The 21,215-nt window shown below is 42.2% G+C and carries 16 protein-coding genes and 1 rRNA gene; 8 read left to right on the top strand and 9 right to left on the bottom strand.

The window, feature by feature from the left end:
* The first annotated feature begins 191 nt into the window (after window positions 1-191).
* Genes ppx through E0409_RS09815 form a run of 5 tightly spaced genes read left to right on the top strand, consistent with a single transcriptional unit; the run spans window position 192 to window position 5,329 of the window.
* Window positions 192-1,712 carry an exopolyphosphatase gene (ppx, locus tag E0409_RS09835; RefSeq protein ID WP_131290264.1) on the top strand — a complete coding sequence of 507 codons (1,521 nt, stop codon included), beginning with the start codon at window positions 192-194 and terminating at the stop codon, window positions 1,710-1,712.
* 50 nt (window positions 1,713-1,762) lie between these two features.
* Window positions 1,763-2,587: an acetyl-CoA carboxylase carboxyltransferase subunit alpha gene (locus E0409_RS09830; protein WP_131267058.1), complete on the top strand. Its 825-nt coding sequence runs from the start codon at window positions 1,763-1,765 to the stop codon at window positions 2,585-2,587.
* Window positions 2,524-3,873 (top strand): tRNA lysidine(34) synthetase TilS, encoded by a 1,350-nt coding sequence (tilS, locus tag E0409_RS09825; RefSeq protein WP_131290261.1) that lies wholly within the window; start codon window positions 2,524-2,526, stop codon window positions 3,871-3,873. The genes E0409_RS09830 and tilS overlap by 64 nt, the downstream gene beginning before the upstream one ends.
* A gap of 28 nt (window positions 3,874-3,901) precedes the next feature.
* A complete protein-coding gene (gene proC / locus E0409_RS09820; RefSeq protein ID WP_131290257.1) occupies window positions 3,902-4,732 on the top strand; it encodes a pyrroline-5-carboxylate reductase in 831 nt (276 codons plus the stop codon).
* A 27-nt stretch (window positions 4,733-4,759) separates the two neighbouring features.
* Window positions 4,760-5,329: a YggT family protein gene (locus E0409_RS09815; RefSeq protein WP_067721822.1), complete on the top strand. Its 570-nt coding sequence runs from the start codon at window positions 4,760-4,762 to the stop codon at window positions 5,327-5,329.
* 181 nt (window positions 5,330-5,510) lie between these two features.
* Here E0409_RS09815 and E0409_RS09810 read toward each other — a convergent pair whose 3' ends face one another.
* Both E0409_RS09810 and polA read right to left on the bottom strand, forming a co-directional pair.
* On the bottom strand, window positions 5,511-6,740 hold the full coding sequence (locus tag E0409_RS09810) for a transposase (RefSeq protein WP_131290254.1): 1,230 nt from the start codon (window positions 6,738-6,740) through the stop codon (window positions 5,511-5,513).
* A 149-nt stretch (window positions 6,741-6,889) separates the two neighbouring features.
* Window positions 6,890-9,655, bottom strand: coding sequence for a DNA polymerase I (gene polA, locus E0409_RS09805; protein WP_131290251.1), 2,766 nt, complete (start codon window positions 9,653-9,655; stop codon window positions 6,890-6,892).
* Window positions 9,656-9,817: 162 nt separating this feature from the next.
* On the opposite strand from polA, the gene E0409_RS09800 reads away from it, so the two are divergent.
* Window positions 9,818-12,511 carry a DUF2339 domain-containing protein gene (locus tag E0409_RS09800; RefSeq protein WP_131290248.1) on the top strand — a complete coding sequence of 898 codons (2,694 nt, stop codon included), beginning with the start codon at window positions 9,818-9,820 and terminating at the stop codon, window positions 12,509-12,511.
* 104 nt (window positions 12,512-12,615) lie between these two features.
* Here the strand turns inward: E0409_RS09800 and E0409_RS09795 are convergent, their stop codons facing one another.
* Together E0409_RS09795 and E0409_RS09790 are read right to left on the bottom strand one after the other, a co-directional pair.
* Window positions 12,616-13,542 (bottom strand): mechanosensitive ion channel family protein, encoded by a 927-nt coding sequence (locus E0409_RS09795; protein WP_131290245.1) that lies wholly within the window; start codon window positions 13,540-13,542, stop codon window positions 12,616-12,618.
* 8 nt (window positions 13,543-13,550) lie between these two features.
* Window positions 13,551-14,372 (bottom strand): DUF432 domain-containing protein, encoded by an 822-nt coding sequence (locus tag E0409_RS09790; RefSeq protein WP_131290242.1) that lies wholly within the window; start codon window positions 14,370-14,372, stop codon window positions 13,551-13,553.
* Window positions 14,373-14,471: 99 nt separating this feature from the next.
* Between E0409_RS09790 and gspE the strand changes: the two genes are divergently transcribed.
* A complete protein-coding gene (gspE, locus tag E0409_RS09785; protein ID WP_131290239.1) occupies window positions 14,472-15,959 on the top strand; it encodes a type II secretion system ATPase GspE in 1,488 nt (495 codons plus the stop codon).
* A gap of 424 nt (window positions 15,960-16,383) precedes the next feature.
* On the opposite strand, the gene E0409_RS09780 is transcribed toward gspE, so the two are convergent.
* From E0409_RS09780 to E0409_RS09760, 5 genes are all read right to left on the bottom strand, one after another.
* Window positions 16,384-16,809: an organic hydroperoxide resistance protein gene (locus tag E0409_RS09780; protein WP_131290236.1), complete on the bottom strand. Its 426-nt coding sequence runs from the start codon at window positions 16,807-16,809 to the stop codon at window positions 16,384-16,386.
* Window positions 16,810-16,927: 118 nt separating this feature from the next.
* On the bottom strand, window positions 16,928-17,752 hold the full coding sequence (locus E0409_RS09775; protein ID WP_131290233.1) for a carbon-nitrogen hydrolase family protein: 825 nt from the start codon (window positions 17,750-17,752) through the stop codon (window positions 16,928-16,930).
* 22 nt (window positions 17,753-17,774) lie between these two features.
* On the bottom strand, window positions 17,775-18,293 hold the full coding sequence (gene gigB / locus E0409_RS09770; protein WP_131290230.1) for an anti-anti-sigma factor GigB: 519 nt from the start codon (window positions 18,291-18,293) through the stop codon (window positions 17,775-17,777).
* 113 nt (window positions 18,294-18,406) lie between these two features.
* Window positions 18,407-19,375: an RsbU family protein phosphatase GigA gene (gigA, locus tag E0409_RS09765; RefSeq protein ID WP_131290227.1), complete on the bottom strand. Its 969-nt coding sequence runs from the start codon at window positions 19,373-19,375 to the stop codon at window positions 18,407-18,409.
* A 109-nt stretch (window positions 19,376-19,484) separates the two neighbouring features.
* Complete coding sequence (locus tag E0409_RS09760) at window positions 19,485-20,438, bottom strand: MlaA family lipoprotein (protein WP_131290224.1); 954 nt, start codon at window positions 20,436-20,438, stop codon at window positions 19,485-19,487.
* A 541-nt stretch (window positions 20,439-20,979) separates the two neighbouring features.
* Between E0409_RS09760 and E0409_RS09755 the strand changes: the two genes are divergently transcribed.
* Window positions 20,980-21,215: ribosomal RNA gene (locus tag E0409_RS09755) — 16S ribosomal RNA — on the top strand; the annotation flags it as partial.

Genomic DNA, 21,215 nt, shown 5'->3' with positions numbered 1-21,215 from the left:
ATGTAGTGGGATATGTAGATTTTCAAACATTATATTGAGTTTGTCTAATTGATGCTCACGATATTGATAATCGTGTCATGCAATTGTCAATTATAAAAACATAAAAACTGATTCATTTGTGCTGATAAATGGCTTTTAAATTGGATGCATGTGAATTACTCTAAGCATAATTCTTATAGGTTCGTTGAATAATGTCTGATTTTTTGATTGATGAAGAGTTACTTGCTGCCATCGATATGGGGTCGAACAGTTTTCATCTTGCTATTGCACGTGTAGATCATGGCGAAGTAAAGAAAGTTGCTTCAATGTCAGAAAAAGTACAATTGGCTGCTGGTCTGGATGAAAACAAAAACCTGACTGAAGCCGCACAGCAACGGGGTTTGGCTTGTTTGGCACGCTTTGTCGGACGTTTAAGTTCAGTACAGGCGAACCGGATGCGAATTGTAGCGACCAATGCTTTACGTCAAGCCAAGAATGGGCATGAATTTATCCAAAAAGCTGCGGAAATTTTACCCAAACCGATTGAAATCATTGCCGGTCGTGAAGAAGCACGTCTGATTTATTTGGGTGTCTCGCATACCATGGCCAATAGTGGTCGTCGTCTGGTGATTGACATTGGTGGGGGGTCTACAGAGCTGATTATTGGTGAAGAATTCGAGCCAATTCATACCGAATCTTTGCAAATGGGCTGTGTAGCATTTACTAAAGCTTATTTTAGTGAAGGTGAAATTAATCAGAAAAGTTTTGATAAAGCAGTCGTTGCTGCACGTAAAGAACTTTCAGGTATTGCCAACACTTATAAAACAGCGGGTTGGGATACAGTTGTCGGTTCAAGCGGCACCATTAAAGCCTGTCGTCAAATTACCGTCAATATGGGCTGGAGCGATGAGAAGGAGAACTTGACTCGCGAAGGTCTGGAAAAACTCAAAGAAAAATTACTCAAATTTAAGCATATCTCTGAAGTCGATTTTGATGGTTTAAAAGAAGACCGTCGAGCAGTTTTGCCAGCAGGGGTTGCCATTTTATATGCTGTGTTCGATGTACTAGAGTTGAATAAGCTAGTGTATTCCGATGGTGCATTACGCGAAGGGGTGATGTATGACTTGCTGGGTCGTTTCCAGCATGAAGATATTCGTGACCGAAGTGTACAAGCTTTAATGGGACGCTATAACGCAGATCCAAAACAGGCTGAACGGGTGGTGAAATCTGCGCAGTATTTATTTGATGGTGTAGCTAAGGTGCTGAATTTAAACAGTGAAGACAGTGATTTATTACGTCGTGCAGCCTATTTACATGAAATTGGCTTGGCGATTAGTCATGCGGGTTATCACCGTCATGGGGCGTATTTATTACAACATTCAGATATTGCCGGCTTCTCGCAAATTGACCAAAACCACCTTTCACACTTAGTTGCACATCATCGTCGCAAGTTACGCAGTGACGGTCGAGTAGATGTGATGAAGGTGGGCGGTAGCAAATTAGTTTACCTAAGTCTATTGCTTCGTTTAGCTGTTTTGCTAAATCATAGTCGTAGCGATGAGATGCTTCCTGCCATTGAATTAAGTGTCGACAATGAGCAACAATGGCAATTAAGCGTTTCTGGCGATGCCAAACAATGGCCTTTGCTTGTAGCAGACTTGCACGATGAACAAGTGCAGTTCAAGCATTGGGATATTGAATTGAATATTCAGTCGGAACAATTTATCTATTAACAAGTTACTGGTTAACAAGCTATTGTTAGTTTTGGGATAATGGTCGACCTATGAAAAATAAAGCTGCTCAATCTAAGGCATGGACAACGGTTCAAATTGCACGTCATCCGGAACGTCCGCAATTTTTGGATTATGTTGGTGAAATCTTCACTGAATTCGATGCTTTACATGGTGATCGGTTGTTTGGTGATGATGGTGCAATGATCGGTGGCTTGGCACGTTTTAATGGTCAGCCAGTCATGATTGTTGGGCAACACCGTGGTCGCAGCACTCGTGAAAAATTGCAACATAACTTCGGTATGAGTAATCCTGAAGGCTATCGCAAATCACAGCGTTTGCTGGATATGGCTGAGCGATTTAATCTGCCAGTATTTACCTTTATTGATACCATGGGTGCATATCCAGGTGTGGGTGCAGAAGAACGTGGTCAAGCAGAAGCGATTGCAACCAGTCTGGCGCAACTTTCAAGCTTGAAAGTGCCTGTAATTGCAACAGTATTGGGTGAGGGCGGTTCTGGTGGTGCACTGGGTATTGGTGTGGCAGACCGTGTGGTGATGCTGTCTCACAGTATTTATTCAGTGATTTCACCTGAAGGTTGTGCATCCATTTTGTGGAAAACAGCAGAAAAAGCGGAACAAGCCAGTGAAGCATTGGCATTGACTGCTGAAAAACTACAAAAAATGGGTATTGTGGAATATGTAGTGGATGAAGGTGAAGGTGCGCATTTGCAACCTGAACAAGTCATGCAAGCTCTTAAAGATGTGTTACAACAGGCTTTAGAAGAATTGCAATCGATGGATGCGAATGAAAGATGCGAAGCACGTTACCAGCGTTTAATGAAGTTTGGCAGCGACAATTTAGGTCTGGCGTCTTAAATCAAATCCAGTGCTTTCCTCCGGAAAGCACTTTTTTAATTGGATGTAGTGGCGGCATGGATTCCATGCTGCTGCTGCATTTAATGTCTTATTTATACCCTGAAAAAATTCGTGCCATCTATATAGATCACCAGTTGCAAGCAATGAGTGCAGATTGGGGACAGTTTGTATCTGATCAATGTGCTGCGCTGAATGTTCCTTGTATTGTAGAAACAGTCAAGGTACAAGCCGGCAACCTGGAACATCAGGCCCGTAGCGCACGTTATCAAGCCTATTCCAAACATTTAAAATCCAATGAAATTTTAGTTCTGGCGCATCATCAGCAAGATCAGGCCGAAACTTTAATGTTGCGTTTGCTTTCCGGTGCAGGCGTACATGGTCTGGCTGCCATGAAACAGGTCGATGTGCGTGAGCAATTCACCATTTGGCGACCGCTACTGGATCTCTCGCGTGAGCAGATTTGCCAATGGGCAATACAACTCAATGTGCAAAATATTGAAGATCCCACCAATTTAGATACTCATTATGATCGCGCCTGGTGCCGTCATGAATTGTGGTCAGTGCTGCAAAACCGTTATCCTAAAATGCAACAGGCACTCAGTCGCACCAGCTATTTAATGCAAGATGCTGACGAAATTCTACAAGAAGTATTACAACAAGATTTAGCAATTTGCGGATCAGCAACAAAACTTGATTTAAAAAAATTATCCCAATTATCAAACGCGCGTCAAAGACAACTGTTATCCGCCTGGATGAAAGGGACGGATACCTATCGCCCGAGTTTTGAAATGGTGGAACGCGTATTGCACGAAGTGATTGAATCCAAGTCCGATGCACAGGCCGCATTGCACTGGAACCAATATTATTATCTGCGTTATCAGCAAAAACTTTATCGTTTAAACCCTGAAGAATATCTGGCTGAAAAAAATCAAAGCCATATTCCCGAACAAACCGTCTGTCTAGAATTAGGTCAAAAAATGAATGTCCTTTCAGGAGAGTATCTTGCTGAAACAGCAACAATTGGATTGTCAGCCTCATTGTTAGGCAAAGAATTGAATCTGGTGATGCGCCAAGGTGGAGAAAAAATTCATTTGCATGGACGAGTGGGGGCTTGGCCGTTAAAAAAAGCCATTCAGGAAGCACAAATTTTTCCTTGGCAGCGTTATAGAATTCAAATATTAAGCATAGATAATGTTATGCTTGGTGTTTTTACACCGAAAGGGTTTTGGTTGGCTCAATCTGAATATTGTGAAGTCGGTGGTTGGCAACCAAATTTGATCTCTTAGTTAAAAAATTCTAATTCGAGTATGATTCATGAATGCAGCTTTAAATTGTAATATTTGTTTTATTGGTGGCGGTAATATGGCTCAAGCCTTAATTGGCGGACTTATTTCGCGTGGTTTGCCGCCAACACGTATTACAGTTTCTGATCCGGTAGAAAAAGTCCGTCTTTTATTAGAAGAAAAAGATGTACATGTGACCGATGACAATATTGCTGCCATTCGTGATGCCGATATCGTACTTTTTGCGGTGAAGCCACAAGTGTTGGCCAGCGTATTAAAACCGCTTAAAGGTTTATTCGACGGCAAATTGGTGATGTCGATTGTTGCAGGCGCAGAAATTGCGACCATCGCAAATCTGTTAGACACCGATCGAATTGTTCGCGTGATGCCGAATACACCTGCTTTGGTACAAACCGGGGCACATGGTTTGTATGCAAATGACGCGGTTAATGCAAAAGACCGTGAGCTTGCAAGCCAGGTTTTAGCAGCAACCGGTTTAACCCTTTGGGTGAATTCAGAAGCACAGATTGATGCAGTGACTGCAGTGTCTGGTTCTGGTCCCGCATATTTCTTTTATATGATGGAAAGCATGATTCGTGCAGGGAAAAACTTAGGCTTAGATGAGAAAGTGGCGACAGCCCTGACTTTGCAAACGGCTTTAGGTGCTGCACAAATGGCAATCACCAGTGCAAACACACCTGCTGAGTTGCGTAAAAATGTGACTTCTCCAAACGGTACAACACAGGCTGCACTCGAAGTATTTGATCGTGCACAAATCTCTCAAAATATTCAGGCCGCTTTGGCTGCAGCTCAAAAGCGCAGTCAAGAACTTGCTCAAGAGCTAAGTGAAAGTAGCAAATAACTCGTTTTTATTTAGGAAAGTTCCAGTATGGGTGCAAACTCTGCGCTAATTTTTGGCATTATCATTAACGTAGCGATTTTGCTCGTGTTCTTCCGTTTTCTCATGCAGTTGGCAGCGGTGAATGCTTATAATCCAGTGGTCATGTCTACGGTAAAAGCCACGAAAATCGTTGATGTCTTTGGTCGTATTTTTCCCACTGTGGCAAAAGGTCGTGTCAATTTGGCGGCTTTGGCATTGGTGGTACTATTATATTTGCTCAAGATCTTTGGGGTGATGTACCTTTCAGGTGCCATGCCGAATAGTCCTGTACATTTGGTAATTTTGACTTTTGTCACCATGATTCAGGACTTGATCCGTTTCTGCCGTTATTTAATTTTTGCGACGATTATTTTAAGTTGGGTGGTGATGTTTACACAGTCGCGCTCACCTTATATTGAAGTAATTCAAGAACTGGCAGAACCATTATTGGCACCATTCCGTCGTATTTTGCCGAATATGGGGATGATTGACTTATCTCCAATCATTGCATTTTTGACTTTGTATATTGCTGAAATCATCATGAATCAAGTGGCGATTGTGCTTTTGACAGGGCTTTAAAATTTGCTCAATAAAAAAGGACTCGATGGAGTCCTTTTTTATGGCTTATTGATATGCTATGTGGAAAATATTTACTGTTCATCTTCCTCGGTGAGATGAGTAGCACTGCTACGCAAGAGAGGGCATTAAAAATTAACCTCTCCCTAACCCTCTCCTATAAGGCATAGGTATCTACACATCTTTAGGTACCTAATGCAATCGCAGCAATCTCATTCAGTTCATCTATTGAATATTCCGAAAGTAGTTGAAGAGTGTTCAGTAAAATCGAAAGTCCTGCCAATATTGCAGGTGCACTTTCCAACTTGCCCCTTTTCTGCTGCCTGCCTGAAAGACGGGCCAGAAATATACGGATTTTCTGATTTTGTTCATCTGTACAGCGCTGTATTCTCCAAGTTACTACACACGCCATGCAACTAATCAGCAATCGTCTTAAAATCGCTTCGGGGGTAGTTTGAAGCCATGATTCAATGTCATGACCTGCTTGCTTGAGCAGCTTGAAATAACATTCAATTGACCAACGCCAGTAATACCAAGTCGTTAGTTCTATGGTACTGATTTCAGGAGGTACATTGCTAATCAGTGACCATCTTGCCAGTGTCTTTCCCTCACAGTCTTTAACTACTGAAATAATGAGCCTTGCTTCAATGGCATCACCTTGCTGAGATGTAACCATTTGACCTGTATGATCTTTCCTTTTCGGTTTAGCTGCACGAGTCATCCGAATATTGGTTTCTCCGACATGAAGCGTATGTTGCTTCCCCTTATATGAAATGGGTTTCACTTGCTGTGTTTCTATACATTCAGCAACTTCTGAAACTTTACATATTTCGCCCTGATGTTCAATCCGATGACCTTCCTTTGCTCGAATCAGCCATTGAAAACCATGGCTGTTTAATTCCCTCAAGTGAGCGATAGAATCACCTTCACGATCAATGATATGTACGCAGGTTTTCTTAATAGGCAACTGCTCAATCATTTGAATTTGTTCAACAAGGAAGTCTAAATGAGTTTTACGCTCAGTATATTGGTCATTAAATGTTGAATAGCAACCTGAGGCATCTGAGAGTGTTTGAGCCAATGGAGCAATAGGAAGACCTGAAGCTGCATCGACAAGCAAACTCGTTTGTAGCTCATAGCCCAAGTCGTATTGATGTGTTCTTTTCAATCTTTGAGTCTTATTACGATGTGTCACATATTGTAATTGAGACCAATCATGAATGACTAAAGCATAGCGATGCTGTGATGCACTGATGTCTTCACAAGCATGTTGCTGAATAGGTTCATTTAATTGTTTAAAAGAGACTTTATCATTATTTAAGAATCGCCAAACTGCCTGTGTGGTTGCGAAACTCGTTTTTTGGGCAGAGGCAATATCTTTAATTGCAGGAGCAAGTGAAGCTAGAGGATTCATATTGAGCTTTACAAGGCTATTGTAGCGTTTAATAAGACGCAGATCTAAGCCAGAGATGTTAAATTGAAGAGCATGCTCCTCAATTTAACGCAAAACATGAGAATTGTGTAGATACCTATGCCTATAAGGAGAGGGGACTCTCTACTTCTTTAGTGTGCCTCATCCCAGTTATTGCCTTTACCGACTTCGACAATCAGCGGTACTGAAAGTTTTACTACCGATTGCATCACTTCAGCCAGTTTCGGTGCCAGTTCATCGGCAATGTCGGCATCGACTTCAAAGACCAATTCATCGTGTACCTGTAACAGCATTTTAGCCTGATCTTTCGGTAACATTTTATCGACTTCAATCATCGCCATTTTAATGATGTCGGCTGCACTGCCTTGTAGCGGTGCATTGATTGCAGCACGTTCAGCGCCTTTACGGACCATCATATTGCGTGCATCGATATCCGGTGTATAAAGGCGACGACCTAAAATCGTTTCAACAAAACCTTGTTCCAAAGCCACCTGACGCGTACGTTGCATATACTCGTAAATGCCCGGATAGCGGTGGAAATATTGCTTGATATAGTCTTGCGATTCTTGGCGGGTAAAGCCCAGTTGACGAATCAAACCAAATTCCGACATACCATATAAAAGACCAAAGTTAACGGCTTTGGCTTGACGACGCTGGTCATTGGTTACGTCTTCAAGCGCAATTCCCAAAACTTCAGCCGCAGTACGGCGATGCACGTCTTGACCATGCATAAAGGCATCGACCAAGGCTTCATCCTGAGAAAGATGCGCCATTAAACGCAATTCAATTTGTGAATAATCGGCTGCAAGCAGTACACGGCCTTCAGGTGCAATAAAGGCTTTTCGAATTTGACGACCAATTTCTTCACGCACTGGAATGTTTTGCAGGTTAGGATCAGTCGATGACAAACGGCCTGTTGCCGTTAAAGCCTGATGATAACTGGTATGCACACGCCCGCTGTCATTGTTGGCCTGTTTTTGTAGACCATCGGTATAGGTGCTTTTCAGTTTAGAAAGACCGCGGTATTGCAAAATCAGATCGGTAATCGGATGGTCAATTTTTTCCAGGATACTTTCACTGGTACTGTATTGGCCAGTCGCTGTTTTCTTGCCACCTTTGAGTCCAAGCTTGTCAAAGAGCACTTCACCGACCTGCTTGGGTGAGCTGACATTAAAGCTTTGTCCTGCCAATTCGGTAATTTGGTTTTCGAGGTTTTGAATGGTATTTGAAAATTCTACACCCAACTGATCCAGGAATTTCAGATCCAGCTCGATGCCATTTTCTTCCATAATAGTCAGAACACGCGCAACCGGCATTTCAATATTGAGCAAAATATTGTTCAGCTCAGGGATGGCCTGTAACTTTTTAGACAAGACTTCGTATAAGCGATAAGTGACATGTGCATCTTCAGCCGCATAATGCGCAGCTGTTTCAATTTCGATTTGATTAAAGGTTTTTTGTTTAACCCCTTTGCCGGCAACTTGTTCAAAGGTTGTGGTCAAATGACTCAAATATAAACGCGCAACATCATCCATGCCGTGACGGGTCGCCACAGAATTTAAAACATATGAAGCCAGCATGGTATCGAAATACCAGCCTTGTAATTCAATGCCGTGATTTTGCAAAATATGGGCATCATATTTTAAATGATGTCCAATTTTTTGGATTGAATCATCTTCTAAAATCGGTTTGATTTGTGCAAGGATGGTTTCACGATTCAGCTGTTCCGGTGCATCTTCATAGTCGTGTGCCAGTGGAATGTAATAGGCATCGTTAGCATCAAAAGCCAATGAAAAGCCGACCATTTCAGCAACACGATAATCCAGACTGGTGGTTTCAGTGTCAAAGGCAAAACGTTTGGCGCTGTTTAAGCGCTGGAAAAGCTGCTCCCAGTCTGCTTGAGTTAAAATGGTATGATAATTGGCTTTGCCAAGTTGATCATCTACACTGGTGATATCTGCCTGATCTTCAGTTTCAATGACGACTTCTGAATGCGCAGTTTTTTCAATCACTTTAGAGGTTTGTTTATAAACTGAATTATTCGGATTGTTGGGATGATCCAGAGACTGTAACTGGTTACGGAATTCGAGTTCGGTATACAGGCGACGCAGTTCTTCGACATTGGGATCAAGAAGTTTAAGATCTTCATAAGTGAGGCCCATATCGAGGTCGCAAACAATACTGGCTAATTGATGATCCAGAGTAATGCCTTCAACATTGTCTTTAATATTTTGACCGACTTTACCTTTGATTTGATCGACATTTTCTAAAATGCCACCAATTGAGCCGTATTCAGTCAAAAGTTTAGCAGCAGTTTTAGCGCCCACGCCCGGTACGCCACGAATGCCATCCGAGGCATCGCCCATCAGGGTTAGATAATCGATAATTTGATTCGGCCAAACTCCGAATTTTTCAAACACGCCATCGACATCCATTGGCTTATCTTTAAAGCTGTCTTCCAGGGTCACTTTGTCGGTGACCAACTGCGCCATGTCTTTATCGCCAGTCGAGATCAGTACTTGATAGCCTTTGGCTTCAGCACGTTTCGCCAGTGTTCCAATCACGTCATCTGCCTCAGCGCCTGGAAGGGTATACAAAGGAATACCCAAAGCACGGATCAAGTTGTGAAGATAGGGAATTTGCTGAGACAGTTCATCCGGCATACTTGGACGGTCGCCTTTATAAATCGGTGACAGCTGATGACGGAAAGTCGGTTCAGGGGTATCAAAAATAACTGCCATATGGGTCGGTTGAATCCGACGCATCAACTTTTGAATCGCAGAAATGGCACCACGAATTGCGTTGGTCTGTAAACCAGTCGAAGTGGTTAGTGGTGGCAGTGCATGGTATGCACGAAATAAAAAATATGAGCCATCGACCAAAACAAATGGTGGCATTGAAGGATTCCTAATTCAAATATCGGGCTTATTGTACGTGATTTTGCACATCAACATAGCCACATCATCAAACAAGCGTGTTACCGAATATCTGATGAATGCTTAAAAATCAAAGTCCGAGCTGTTGTATGATCGGGTCAAAAGGATTGAGATAAAGAAAAGATGCACAAAGGGCAGAGCGAAATCCGGATGATTTGGCTGATGGTATTGATTATTGTCGGGGTGGGGTCTTGGTTTTTAGAGGTACGCATATTCACCTATTTATGTGGCTTAGCCTTTGTCATGAGCGTGATGCAATATGTCGATGCCATTCAGACACCGGCAGTAAAAATTGCTGCAGAAACAAATTCTTCGATTCAAGAAAGCTCTAAAGTTCCTTTATATGTTTGTTCAATTATTGCCCTTGTCGGTGGGGCAATGGAATGGCATTTTGTCGTGGGACTGGGCATCACGGCGTGGATTTTTTTCTTTCTGAGATGGTTGCGCCGTTTAGAAGGTTTATTAAGCCAAGTACAAACGCGATTACATCAGACGCCAATAAACCTATCTTCTACTGTTGAAAATCCACCCCCTCAACTTCCTGAATCTCAAACTTCTTCACCTTCATTAGAACTGATTGATCAGTTAAAACAGTGGATCTTTCAAGGAAATCCTGTTTTAAAAGCGGCAATATTGGTGCTGGTGATTGGCATCGTATTATTACTGCGTTTTGCTACCGAACATTGGCAACTCAGTCTTGCACTGAAGCTGGCGATTGTTGCCAGTGTTAGTGCTGCAGTGACCGGACTCGGTTACCGGATGCAGACTAAAAACCGCAGTTTTGCACTGGCTTTAGAAGGCTTGGGTTTAGCTGCATTATTTTTGACCCTGTTCTTTGCTTATTACAATGCCGTGATTCTTACTCTAGGCATGGCTGCATTGTGCTTTGCCGTCATTATGGGTGTGACACTCGCGCTAAGCTTAAAACAACAATCAATTGAACTGGCACTGATGGCGCTGATCATTGCCTATATTGCACCCTTTACCTTGCCGGTTCGTAATGCCACCGCTATTGAACTGATTGCTTATTATGTGGTGATCAATCTTGCCGTTGTCGTGTTAAGTACATTACGTCCCTGGAAAATCCTCAATCAAATTGCCTTTTTAATGACGGTGATTGTCGGGGGAGGCTATGCCTTTTATCAGGGTGAAGAACAAGAACGCAATACTTTAACGTTGTTGGTTATTATCCATACTGCCATATTTGTCTGGCTGAGTTTTCGTTTTAGTCAGTTGATTGCCAAAGATGATCTGACCCAATTCAAACTCAAACCTGCTTTAGATATTGCCCTGATTTTTGGTGCACCGATTGTCGGTTATATTTTTATTTATTTAATGTATTTCGATGAAATGCTGCGACAAGCGGGTGCAAGTCTGGCTTTTGCAGCCGTTTATGCAGGTTTGTATCAACTGTCGAAACGCAATCAGGCCGTGCAGCTAATTTCACAAAGCTATTTTAGTTTAATGCTGATTTTCCTGGCTCTGATTCCACCAATTCTTTTACACAAACAATGGAGTGTCATTGGCTGGGCAGTGGAAGGACTGATTATTTTTACTTATGCCTTGTATCGCAAGTCGGAGATCAGTCGTTATCTTGCAATGGGCTTGCTGATTGTTGCCGGATTATCCAGTTTGTATTACTTGGTGGAGCTGAATGAATTTCCACGAGAGATGTATTGGGGGCTATGCCTAAGCTATTTTGCCGTGGTCTTGGTCGCCAATAGCCGAGAATCTTTTAGAAATCAGCTGACCAATTCAACCATCGCTTTTCATTGTTTACAGATGTTGTCTGCAACCACGATGTTCATTGTGCTGTTGCTGGATGAAATTGACAGTCCTCACCAGCTGGTGATGAGTCTGTTGATTGTCAGTGGATTATATCTGCTGATGAATGAAGTCATGTTACGTTGCAAAGCCACATGGTCATGGTTATTTCCGAAATGGCTGGGCTTAATTCCTGTCTTTGTTTTTGCCCTCATTATCGTGATTGATCAGAGTAAGCAGGGAATTATTGTTTGGTTGTCTATGTTTGATCGCATTGGTTTTGCACTCTCTGGCTTGATGATGACTGCATTATGGTTGCGTCCGATGTTGGGTGTGCGAACTGAAAAAGAGTGGGTCAGTTTTGGGACGTTAACCAGTCTCGCCATGACCAGCTTAACCTTGCTTCCGAACATGCCTTATATCAGTGTGGTGATTTTGCCTTTACTGTTCTGTGCCTGGTGTTATTGGCAGGTGAATAATCCGGACTGGAAAATGTTCTGGCAAGCACGCAGTACTTTGCTGCTGATGGCGACATGGATTGTCTGTTCGCAACTTTTTACCCAACAGGCTTTCCAAGGCTATTTTCTACCGATTATTAATCCATTTGATCTGGTGAGTATTGCTATGCTGGCGTGCTTTATCTGGATGCTGTCCTTACAGCTGAAATCGGGACTGGATCAAGGCATTGTCGCGGTGCTGATGGTACTCAGTTTACTTTGGCTCAGCAGTTATATCGTGCTGCGTGCGTTACACATGTATTTGGGCACGCCGTTTAACGAACTTGCTTTATGGGAAGATGGTACGGTTCAACTGAGTCTGACTTTGCTGTGGGTGGGTTTGGCCTTTATGACCATGAGTCTGGCCAGTCGAAAACAGTTGCGTTCCGTCTGGATTCTAGGGGGCAGCATTTTGGTAATTGTGACTTTGAAACTGGTGCTATTTGATTTATCGCATATCGGGACTATAACCCGGGTGATTTCATTCTTGGGCGCAGGTTTTGTGATGTTGCTGATTGCCTATATTGCCCCGATTCCGGAAGGGGAAAAAATTTAACATTTTTACCTCTCCCTAACCCTCTCCTAATAGGAGAGGGAATTGTTTCCTTCTCCCTTTGGGATGAGGAATATATTCCGCAAGGGAATGAGGGTTTATCAAAACTATTTTAACCCCGCCTCACGCTTCACTTCTTTAGCATTGGCATACTGATCAATATCTTCTTCATTTAAAGGCTGAACATTCGCAGGTCGATCAACAAAGCCCATTTTCGGCACAGGAATTTCAATTTGATTGTCCAAGAAACCATTACGAATGCGTTCCTGCATTTCGTCACGAACTTTTAAAAAGTTTTCACGATCACACCAAATCGCAAATAACAGTTCAATGGATGATTCACGGAAAGCGGTGACGGTAACGGCAGGTTTGGGATCAGCCAGAACCAGGGGATATTTATTGGCAACATCTAATAGCACTTCACGAACTTTAATGATGTCTTCATGAAAGTTGATGGCTAGAGTAATTGGAATACGCCGAATGGGGAACTTGGACAGATTATAGACGGGTGCACGAATCAGTTGTTCATTCGGAACACGCACATAGACATTGTCCTGAGTCAGCAGTTTGACCGAGAGCAAGTCAATCGAAATCACTTCACCTTCAATGGTATGTCCGCGAATCAAGGTCATTTGCACGGTATCGCCAATTTCAAAAGAACCTTCACCAATCAGGAACAAGCCACTGATTAAGTTGGAGGCAGAAGTTTGTGAAGCAAAACCCAAGGCTACCGTCAAAATACCGGCAGCACCTAAAAATACACTCAGTTTAAAGCCAGCTTCTTTAAGGCTTGCCATCACAAAGATCAGGAAGATGAAATAGAAAATACCGCGTCGCCAGACCAGACTTTGATGCGCATTAAAACGTGAGCCAATGGTGCGAATAAAGGCATTCGAGACAAAGCGGGCAATCAGGAAGCCAATCAGCGATAAGATCACGGCCACTAAAATTTCAGTGAGGCGTTCCGTATTGATATTGGTAAAAATGCTTTTGACGCTTTGGGTAATTTCTTTCGGAATATTTGAATCTGCCATATTACCCCCTAGAAAAATGAATCAAACATATTAAACAAAGCACTGGCTGGAGCACGTGGCGGATGCAGATACATTACTTCACCTGCATGCGGTGGGGTACGGTTTTCAATCCGAATTCGCGGCGGTCGATCCGAACCTTCATGCAAGACTTTAATTTGTGAAGTCCATAACCGTCCGGTACTTTCACTATAGAATAGGGGGAGTGCTGAAACTGGCACATTCATCCGGTCAAAACGTAATTGTTGATGACTGGTATTGTGAAATTCAATCGGGGTGACCGCACGAAAAGCCCGTGGTTTTAACTGATGCAATTCAGTCCGACCATCGACCGAAGTGGCATAACAGATTTCACCGGTACGATGATTCGGTCCAAACCAGGTGTCTTTAGGCAGAATGACCGGGATATCAAACAGTGGGTCTTTTTGTCCTTCGACAAAACCGGCAATCCATAACGGTGTACTGATATACAGCGTCCCACGTTGTCCGGCAGGAATATAAATCGGATCAACCGGTTTGATTACCACGGAACGATCCGCCAAGCGCGGCATAAGCTGCAACTTGTTTTGTGTTGACTTGAACATATAGCGTTCTACTTTGACCGGTTGTGGAAAACCGAAATTGGGATCTTCAATTTCATGCCACTTTTGTTCATAGTCGTACTGAACTGGAGGGCGATGGTATTCCATGCGCCATTCTTGTAAACCGCGGGTAAGACGAAATAACAGTGAACCAAATTGCCATGCTTTGGGCTGATTCAATTCAAAAGTGTGTTCACCCCACCATTTTAAATTCGGGTGCTCTGGTTCGATCAATTCATTGCTTTTAGACAACGGCACATTTCCTTTATTGCTTAATCAGTAAAAACAGACTTCACGCTGTCTTATGCTTAGAGTACACTCAAATCAATTTATTCATCATTATAAACTTTGATGCAACTACTTAAACAATTACAAATACCCTATAGTTTTGCCAAGCGTCATGGCGTATTACTTCGATACGAGGGTGATCAGGCCTTTATTGTGCGCCGTGAAAATACCCCCTTGCTGGCGATACAAGAAGCACGTCGATATTTAGGCCATGCTGCACAGCATCAATTATGGAGCGAACAAGAATTTCATCAATTGCTCAGTTCAAGCTTTGCCGGAGATACCGGCGAATCGCAACAAGTGGCTGCAGGTCTGGAAGATCATCCCGATTTACTCAGTTTGGCAGATTCGGTGCCTGAAGCTGAAGACTTAATGGATCAGGAAGATGATGCTCCGATTGTACGTTTGATCAATGCATTATTGTCTGAAGCGATTCGCGTCTGTGCATCTGATATTCATATCGAATCTTTTGAAAAAAAATTATCGGTGCGTTTACGGGTCGATGGTCAGTTGCGAGAAATTGTCCAACCTCGTCGTGAACTTGCGCCACTTTTGGTGTCACGTATTAAAGTCATGGCAAAATTGGATATTGCTGAAAAGCGCGTTCCGCAAGATGGGCGTATGTCTTTAAGACTGGCAGGTCGTGAAGTGGATGTGCGTGTATCGACTTTGCCATCGTCACATGGTGAACGTGTGGTGATGCGTTTGCTGGATAAGCAAGCTGGACGTCTCAATATGACCCATTTGGGTTTGATGCAATCGGATTGTGAACGCTTAACCCATCTGGTGCATCGTCCACACGGCATTATTCTGGTGACCGGACCCACCGGTTCGGGTAAAACGACTACTTTGTATGCGGCATTATCCGACCTGAATGATGGTTCAAAAAACATTTTGACTGCTGAAGATCCGATTGAATATCAATTGGAAGGCATTGGGCAGACTCAAGTGAATACCAAAGTGGATATGACCTTTGCCCGTGCTTTAAAAGCCATGCTGCGACAAGATCCGGATGTGGTGATGGTTGGTGAGATCCGTGATCTGGAAACAGCGGAAATTGCCGTGCAAGCATCTCTTACTGGCCACTTAGTCTTATCTACGCTACACACCAACACGGCAATTGGTGCAGTGACGCGTTTAAAAGATATGGGCATTGAACCTTTCTTACTGGCCAGTTCTTTAATTGGTGTAGTTGCCCAGCGTTTGGTTCGAACTCTGTGTCCACGCTGTGCCACATGGCATGAGGCAGATTCTTTTGAAACCGAAATTTTCAAGCATTTACAAATTCATACTGCTCTAAAATTACCGCAACCGAAAGGATGTGATCACTGCTCGCATACCGGTTTCATGGGGCGTACAGCGATTTATGAAATTGTCCCTGTTGATGATCAAATGCGCCGTCTGATCCATGGCAATGCGGCCGAATATGAACTGGAAAGCTATGCACGTAAACAGTCGGGTTCAATCCGAGATGATGGTTTACGCAAAGTTTTGGCAGGCAAAACCACCTTGGAAGAAGTACTTCGTGTGACTAATGAAGCAGCGGACTAAAACCAAGTTCTGTTTACTATTTATGATTTGATAAATTGCTGAACTTAACAAAGTTCGGCAATTTTTTTCATCAGTTGAGCGCGAAATGGGGCAGTCGGATGACTAGAATTGGCGGGGCTCCATTTTCATAAAACTTTTACTAAGTTCAAATCATCTCTAAAGTAAAAATATCTTAGATTTTGAGCTTTTTATATCTGTTAATGATGCTGTTAAGACTTTTTCTCAGCAAAGCATTTCTTAATAAAAATTGTTAAGTTTCATGTGGTTTGGAGGGAGTCCCTGAATGGCTAGATTCACCTGAAATTTATCTGGCTTTTCTGATTGAATCAGATCAGTAGGTATAGCTTATGTCGATGAGAGTGTTGAGTGGTGATCAATAGACTCTATCCTAAAATCACCCGATTCATTTTAGGATAGATTTTACTTAGGTAATCACATTCAAAGTCACATTAATATTGCCACGTGTTGCATTTGAATAAGGGCAAACAATATTCGCAGCATCGACCAGTTTTTGTGCTTCGGCATGATCCATACCTTCGAGATGAATATTCAAGGTTACTTCAATCCCAAAACCAGTTGGAATAGGGCCAATTCCGACTTCGCCTTCGATATAGGCATCTTTAGCGATATTGAGTTTATCGCGGTTGGTAACAAACTTCATTGCACCAAGGAAACATGCTGAATAACCGGCTGCAAAAAGTTGTTCCGGATTGGTACCACCACCCGCACCACCCATTTCTTTAGGTACGGCTAATTGGACATCCAAAATTCCATCGGATGAGATTGCACGCCCATCACGTCCGCCGGTTGCTTTCGCTTTTGCTGTATAGACTGCTTTTTCTAAAGGCATTTTTATGATCCCTGAAATTTTGATATGAGCTGTTATCGTGTGGGATTTTGATGAAAGAATAAGCAGTGATTTTGTAATTTTTATAAAGCAGAAATTTCAAGTTTAGAGCTGAATTGAATTAGAAATTAATAATTTTACGGTGCTGAATTAAAGGCATAGATGCACGAACAGCCTCTTGTTCAGTAAAGTCAAAAGGAACAGTAATTAAACTTGCACCTTCGCTATTAATGATATCTAAAATTTGACCGCGACTATTGCTTGCACCGGCATGTCCCCAAGTTTGACGCTTTTCACCATGCCAGCCTTGTTGAGCTGCACCTAAGACATGACATTGGCTATCGATCGCACGTGCTTGCAACAGTAACTGCCAATGCATTTGACCGGTGGTGTAGGTAAATGCCGCGGGTGCAGTCAGGATATTTGCACCTTGACTACGTAAAGTGAGTGCCAGTTCAGGAAAACGTAAGTCATAGCAGACCATCAGACCAATATTACCGAAGGGTGTTTTTGCAACAACGACATCTGTGCCCGGTTCAAAGAATTTAGACTCCTGATATCCGCCGACAGCATCACCCACTTGTACATCAAACAAATGAATTTTGTCATAACGCGCTTCAGTACCTTCTGGACTAATACATAAACTCACCGTACGTACACGACCATCAGTAATAACAGAGCCATCTGGACGGAACGGGCATGGGAGAGTGCCCGCCACAATCCAGATTTGATATTGATGGGCAAGTTTTTCCAAGCGCTGTTGAATCGCTTCGAATTGCATTGCCGTCTCGCGTTGTTTTCCACCAGCAAAACAGACAAAGTTTTCAGGGAAAACAATTAGCTCTGTACCATCTGCTTTACTTTGTTGTATCAATGACTCGATCATGATGAAATTGGCTTCAATATCATTTTGGGAATTCATTTGTACAACAGAGAGTAAAGTCATGTGGTGGCTCTAAATAATATTTTTATACGTTTTGCTGAGACACTTGTTCTAAGGTGTCTTGTTCTTTTTGTAATTGTTTCACCAAAGGCTCAAACATATTTTGGTTACTTTCATTCAACTTCATCAGTGTTTTATGTGCATCTAAAACAGTGGTTAACATTGCATTATGAGGAATGTGTTCTTCAATTAATTCGCGGGTACATACTTTTGGATCACCGCAGTAATTTAAGATCACAAAAACCTGACCCAAGCCCATGCTATTGGCCAAGGTAGTAATATCTGGATTGGTGGATAACATGACTGCCTGAATTTGGTGAGTCTGTTTCAGCTTTAAACCAAGCTTGGCAAGTACACCTAAAACAGTGCTGTCAATAAATGTAGTTTGGGTTAAATCTACGATTGCCCCAACGACATTTGATTGCTGTTCAATTTTACTAAGGAGTTTGTCTAGACTGATACAAGATTGGGCACGCACTTCGCCAATAAGCTTAAAAATATGCGTTCCATTCAAGCTTGCATATTCAACATGACCTGTTGACATATAAATGCCATTTGCAGAGAAGGATCGTAAAATTATCACATAGGGCTACTACAGACTCAAGTGCTCAAGAGTCGTATATCGCTTAGTTGAAAGTTAACGTATTGATTATATGATTAATTCATTCGACGTAAACTTAGTATTGCAATATCGTCGGCAACATGTTCAGGGGCTTGGAAGGATTGATTCTGTAAATGGAAGACTAATTTTTCAAATTGTTCATTCAGACCACCATCGTAAGGTTCAAGTGCACCATCTGAACAAATAATAAACCGGGCCTGACGATTCAATACACATTCAAATTCTTCAACTTCAAGATCTTCAGTGAGTCCTAAAGGGAAACTGCTAGTATTTAAAATGCGCGGTGGTTGGTTCGGTTCAAAGATAATTGCAGGTGGGTAATGTCCGGCACTGGACCAACGTAGCTGATGCGTTTCTAAATTTAAAACCCCGGCAATCATCGTAATATGCTTTTCGATATTCTCTTGAACCAGCATTCCGTTGAGCTTTTTAATTAATTCGCGCGGTGTTTTAGAGCGACCATGAAAGGCAGCCATCCAAGAGGTTAATAAACTGCTGGTGACCCCGTGCCCAGAAACATCAGCCAGATAAAACATAATTTCTTTATCGCTGATTTTCCAGTAATCGTACCAATCACCTGACAGGTATGCAGAAGGTTGAAACAAGGTTTCAACCTTATAATTCATCAGTTCGATCGGATTAGGAAGTAGGCACTGTTGCAAATGTGCAGCTGAGGGAAGGTCGCGACTATCTTGATTACGTTTATATTGCGCATCAATTTTGAGTAACGAAGCTTCGGGATCGCTAGGCAATTTGTTCCAGATCCAACCGGCTAAAGCACCCAGCTCCCAGGCTTGGGCTAAAGCTGTGCCTTCATTTTCAAAAGCCAGCACAATCGTGGGGAGTGACCATTGATAAGTCAGATAGTCTTGTACGTCTGCAATCGCTAAAATTGTGGGATCATACAAATCAATATCATCTATGTGAATCATCTGCACACTTGGAAGTGTACTTAGAACCTCATCTAAATAAGGAATATTGCGAGTCGGTTGAATGAAATACATAAAGAAATTGTATAATCCTTAAGGTAATAACGTATAGCTGTACTATAACAAGCTAATGATCAGCAAAGAAAGACACTCTGCTGATCATATTTTTAATAAATGGCAAGACTTATTTGGTGGTTGTGTCTACATCATCCTTCTGCATTTCATCTGTGTTGTTATTTTGATTATCTTCTGGCACGTCATCTTCAGTGCTATCGAGATCATCTTCAATGAACAGGCTTTCAGATTCTAGTCCTTTTTTTTCTGCAATTGCGAAATTTTTACGTTGCAAGTAAATATCACGAATTGCAGCATATTTATCACCTTGCAACACATCTTCTATATCTAAAAGTTGTGAGCGGGCATCAATGCCACCTAAAGCTTGGTCAGCCCAATAAATTCCGTCATGATCTTCCAGAAGGTATTTTTGTGGGCGGGCTTGACTGTCTACTAGGGTACCCAATCCATCACGAAATGTACTTGGACCGAAAACGGGTAACACTAAATATGCCCCAGAAGGGATACCGTAATAGCCTAATGTGGTACCAAAATTTTCTTCTTCAGCAGTTAATCCCATACGTCGAGCTGGATCCGCAAAACCTAAAGTAGTGATGGTATTAATCGTAAATCGTCCTAAAGATTCTGCAGCACGAAGAGGACGACCTTGAATGAGCTGATTTACCACATTCCAAGGTTCGCCCAAGTTTTTGCGAAACTGACGATACGACCCACGTACATCAGTGGGTACTTTTTCCTTATACTGAACGGCCAAAGGGCGGGCCACATGACGATCCAAAACATCATTAAAAGCAAAGATCTGTCTATTCAAGGGTTGCAAGGGATCTTTTTGACTTTCAGGTTGGGTTGCATTTGCATTTACTTTTAAATCTTTCGCTTTAATATTTTTTAATTCTTTCAAGGCTTCAATACGAGGATTTTTAGCCGTTTGGATTTGTTTTGTGGATGTTTCTACGTTTTCAGTTGCAGTAGATTCAGAATTTTCTATCGAATCATTTGCGAATACAGGGGAAGTGAGTCCAAAAGAGAAAAGGCTAACCCAAACATAATGAAAGTGACGCATAAAAAATCCTAGAGCTTTATCGTAAGCTGGTGCTTAAAGCTAAAAATACCTAATTAAGTATATTAACAGTTCTTTGAGAGAGGGTATTAAAACAAATTTGATCAAAATATGTAGGAAAAAAGATAAAGTGATTAAAATATACTCGTATGAGAAGTAAAGTTGAAAAAAGGGGTTGCATAGTAAAATAAATCCCCTATAATGCACATCCATCGGCGGTGATGTTGATTAAAACTTGTTGAGAAACAAGGATTTAGCCTGAGTGGTGTGAATCTGGAAGTCTTGGATGAGTTTAAAAATAATCAATAAAACCTGTTGACTTTTTAGAGATAGAGAGTAATATAGCCGACCTAGCTTGCTGCTGACGAAGTAGCAAGAAGATCATTAAGAGATTATGAAGAACAACTTGTGTGGATTTTTACCGGTTGATCGATCGAAATTATTTTCATTGATTGATGGTAGAAATTACTCGAAGTTTATTTGAGAAATATTTGTCAGAAAATTGATGAGCCAAGATTGGTAGCCATAAGCTACTACTGATTTTAAACTGAAGAGTTTGATCATGGCTCAGATTGAACGCTGGCGGCAGGCTTAACACATGCAAGTCGAGCGGGGAAAGGTAGCTTGCTACCTAACTTAGCGGCGGACGGGTGAGTAATGCTTAGGAATCTGCCTATTAGTGGGGGACAACATTTCGAAAGGAATGCTAATACCGCATACGCCCTACGGGGGAAAGCAGGGGATCTTCGGACCTTGCGCTAATAGATGAGCCTAAGTCGG

This window comes from Acinetobacter sp. ANC 4862 (assembly GCF_004336635.1).
Classification (GTDB): Bacteria; Pseudomonadota; Gammaproteobacteria; order Pseudomonadales; family Moraxellaceae; genus Acinetobacter.
Note: the sequence above shows the minus strand (reverse complement) of the source record. Positions and strands in the feature narration are given on the sequence as shown.